The organism is Salinimicrobium profundisediminis, assembly GCF_026241755.1.
Taxonomy (GTDB): Bacteria; Bacteroidota; Bacteroidia; order Flavobacteriales; family Flavobacteriaceae; genus Salinimicrobium; species Salinimicrobium profundisediminis.
Genome location: NZ_JAPJDA010000066.1, coordinates 1 through 2,366 on the forward strand (window position 1 = coordinate 1; position 2,366 = coordinate 2,366).

Annotated in this window: 3 protein-coding genes; 1 reads left to right on the forward strand and 2 read right to left on the reverse strand. The window is 36.6% G+C overall.

What is annotated here, in order from left to right:
• A partial coding sequence (locus tag OQ279_RS18400) for a PP2C family protein-serine/threonine phosphatase (RefSeq protein ID WP_266071326.1) occupies positions 1 to 622 on the forward strand: 622 nt, incomplete at its 5' end.
• Positions 623 to 853: 231 nt separating this feature from the next.
• Here the strand turns inward: OQ279_RS18400 and OQ279_RS18405 are convergent.
• Together OQ279_RS18405 and OQ279_RS18410 are read right to left on the reverse strand one after the other, a co-directional pair.
• On the reverse strand, positions 854 to 1,660 hold the full coding sequence (locus OQ279_RS18405; protein ID WP_266071328.1) for a CheR family methyltransferase: 807 nt from the start codon (positions 1,658 to 1,660) through the stop codon (positions 854 to 856).
• Positions 1,661 to 1,880: 220 nt separating this feature from the next.
• The coding region (locus tag OQ279_RS18410) for a response regulator (protein WP_266071329.1) at positions 1,881 to 2,366 on the reverse strand (486 nt) is incomplete at its 5' end.

Here is a 2,366-nt window from a genome sequence, read left to right on the forward strand (position 1 = left end):
GGCCAATAAGCTAGCAGGTGATCTTTATTACTGGCGAAAAATCGAAGAGAATCGTTATGCCATCATTCAGCTTGATATGATGGGGCATGGAATATCAGCTTCTCTTGTTTGTATGTTTATCTCTTCTGTACTGCGTGATTTAATGAGAACAGATCCTGATCCGGATTATGTTATGCAAGAGTTAAATAAATGGATGAACGGACTCAATAAACATAACGGGCAAATACCCTATTATTTTACAGCCATTTATCTTGTCATTGATACAGAGGAAAAAACGGTCGAATATGTAAATGCGGGTCACCCTCCCGGCATTGCTCTTATCGACGAAAAGGAAGTAATAGACCTTCCCAACAATACATATGCAATTGGATTTTTTGAAGATATTAAAATTAAGAAATCTACCTTTACATATACTGAATCCCTGCAATTGCTGCTTGTAACCGATGGTATTGTTGAGACTATAGAGGATTCTGGTGTCTTACCTTGTGAATACTTAAAAGAAACATCATCATTCCGCTGGAACTCTGCAGCTAAAATTGAACCAATTAATATGATTCTTTCAAAAGAACAGCAATTATTAGCAGATGATGATATGTGTGCGGTTTTAATTCAAGTTAACTAATGTACGTATTTTAGCACACTGCATTTAATCGTATTATAATTATAAAGAGCATGCTTTCTTGAATGCATCACTTATTGTGTCCAGGTTCAGACAGGATACGAGAGATTAAAATTACTACTTACATAAATCCGTCACCATAAAAATAAAAATCCGTATGAGTCAAATTCTAATAGTCGAATTTACTCGTACGGATTTTTTATAACTACTAATTTAACTGAATATTGTTTAACATTATTTTTTAATATAAAATTTCTCTTTAAAATTAAACGGCTCAAATATCTCTGTTTCAGTACGAATTGATTCCTTGCTGCCCAGACCTAAAAATCCTTTTTTCGTTAAACTTGCGTTAAACAGGTTTAGTACATGTCCTTGTAATTCCAGATTAAAGTAAATGAGTACATTGCGGCAGATGATAACATGGAACTCATTAAACGATCGATCTGTAACTAGATTGTGCTGAGCAAAAATAATCCGATCCAGGAGATGCTTATTCAAATAAGCAGCTTCGCTATCAGCCGTATAATATTCCGAAAACGACTTTTTTCCGCCAGCCAGCATATAGTTTTTCGTGTACGCTTGCATTTTATGGAGTGGAATAATGCCGCTCTCTGCTTTCTTTAAAACTTTTTCATTCATGTCAGTAGCATAGATGCTTGTAATAGCTCCAAGACCTTCCTCCTCCATAAGAATAGCCATTGAGTATGGCTCTTCACCGGTAGAACAGCCCGCATGCCATATTCTTATTTCAGGAAGCCCAGCAAGAAGCGGAACTACTTCTTTGCGAAATGTTTGAAAGAAGCCCGGATCTCTGAACATTTCTGTTACATTTATCGAGAAGTCGCTTAATATTTTTGTCAGCATGTGTTCATCATGAATAATTCTTTCTGTTAAGAGGGTCATATTGGCAATCCGCTCAAGCCGAAGTCTATTCTCAACTCTTCGTTTAATGGATGCACGCATATATTTTCGAAAGTCATAACCTGATAATTTATAAACTGCATGCAGCAGTAAGTCTAATTCCAATTCTTCTTTATCCATGAATATTTTCATTCCTCATCTTTCTCAATCATTCTTCTAAACACGCATTTCCATTGCGTCCGAATATAAAGCAATCCTTAAATACCCAGATTTATAGATGAGTAAACCTATTGTAACGTTTTACCTATAAAAGATGGCGGCTTGTGTAATAAGCCGCCATCTTCCTGTAACATGTTTTTTGCACCTAATCAGGCGTTAAAGCCTGCATCCTCCTGGCGCATTACTTTGCAATCCACACACGCATCACTGATAGGAGCTGGTCTAGCTTGAGTGGTTTGCTGATGTAGTCTGATGCTCCTGCTTCGATACATTTTTCGCGATCGCCTTTCATAGCCTTTGCTGTTAAAGCGATGATTGGAACGTCGTGGTGCTGTTCTAGGCCGCGGATTCTTTTCATTGTTTCATATCCATCCATTACCGGCATCATAATATCCATTAGGACAATATCTACTTGGTCTTGGGACATTAAGGTATCAAGACATTGAAGACCATTCGATGCTGTAATGACATTCATTCCTTCTTTTTCTAAGGAATTTTTTAAAGCAAAGATATTACGATTATCATCATCTACAACGATAACTGTTTTATCCTTTAGGTCCTTTGTTAGTTCAGCATTTTCAATAGGTTCTTCTATATCGATTGTTTCTTGTACATGCTCATTTGATAGACTGTTCTCTATAGCCAAAACAGAAACTGATTCCTCTTC

Excerpts from the sequence above, each read along its gene's own strand:
- OQ279_RS18405 (WP_266071328.1), bottom strand. The coding sequence starts at position 1,660 with ATGGATAAAGAAGAATTGGAATTAGACTTACTGCTGCATGCAGTTTAT.